The sequence below is a fragment of the Arthrobacter sp. UYCo732 genome, from assembly GCF_040547265.1.
GTDB lineage: Bacteria > Actinomycetota > Actinomycetes > Actinomycetales > Micrococcaceae > Arthrobacter.
On the sequence record NZ_JBEPPJ010000052.1, the window covers coordinates 1 to 1,176 of the forward strand.

1 protein-coding gene is annotated in these 1,176 nt (G+C 59.7%); it reads right to left on the minus strand.

Features of this window, described 5'->3' with window-relative positions; translation table 11 throughout:
- Nucleotides 1–459: 459 nt before the first annotated feature.
- Nucleotides 460–897, minus strand: a complete 438-nt coding sequence (locus ABIB45_RS22480) for a hypothetical protein (protein WP_354218042.1) — start codon at nt 895–897, stop codon at nt 460–462.
- Nucleotides 898–1,176 lie beyond the last annotated feature (279 nt).

Below are 1,176 nucleotides of genomic sequence, written 5' to 3' on the forward strand. Positions count from 1 at the left end.
AAGGCCGGCCCCTTTCCAAGACAAGGAAACCGGCCTCGGGCCGTTACGGCTCAAACCTGAGGAACCCTCAAACAATTACCGACCCACGCACCTAGTCGGCTTCCGGTCCTGAGCAGTAGTGACAGTCATCAGAACACAGTTTGGTCACGATTCGACCAGCTGTAGTTCGTAGCCATCCCGGATATGGAACAGACGGCGGCCATCAAAAGGGTCGTGGACCCAAATAACGTGACCGTCCGCTGTCCGGGCGTCCACTAATCCGACATACGCTGGGCGCCCGCTGCCGACCAGCTGCACCTTGTCTCCAACTTGGACATCGTCCCAGTCGGACCCTCCTACTCGATTTATCCCTGAAGTCACAACTCTCTCTCCTCGTTGTTTGTTTGCAGCAGCACCTGATGAACTGACTCAAGCGGAAGGCGGGGAACCTCTCGACGGATGAGTTGACGGCGAAATGGGTCAGGGGGCCGTGTCACCGTCAGTCCCCCTGAGAGCGAAAGTTGAGTCAGCCAGCGTACTCAGGTGAGTATTTGAAGGCTGGAACTTGCCTGCCTGCAGTTCGAGGACGATGGCTGAGGGGTGGACGGGACGCAGGCCGAGCCGTGGCGTGTCCGCGAGGAGGAGACATCGTTGCTGCACGGACCAATCCGATAGGAGGCCCGCGATGCCGGTCACCGGCCTGTCTGCTCCCAGCTGCTCCCAGGTCTCGCCTAACGGGACCGTGTCGCTGAGTTCGAAGGTGTACCGGGCAGGGTCATGCCGGGTGACCCTAATCCCCACAGACCCATGGGCCATTGCTGCTTGCCGGAGCAAGTCCTCTGCCTCGTTAAGCAACTCGTAAAGTTCTTCAGGTCTCTCGATGAGGACTTCCCAAGACTCGATTGTCTGACTGCTCACGGTCAACACTTCCTTGACTTGGACGCGCGTTCAAGCCAATTGCCCTTCGGTGGTCCAAGCGACGATCAGCGCCAGATGCGCGCCGCGGGCGTCCTTGCCCCTGCAGCAACAGCGGGTGATGGATAGCGGTTGCTGTAGGGGCAAAGTAGCGATTCGTGCCATCTGGTTCATGGCCGTCGCCCGATGACGGCGGCGACCATGAACCGATCCGCTTAGAGCTTCCTTAGGAGGACATGGAGCCGTGTGCGGTGAAGAAGCCCAGGCCGTAGTCGGGGGTTT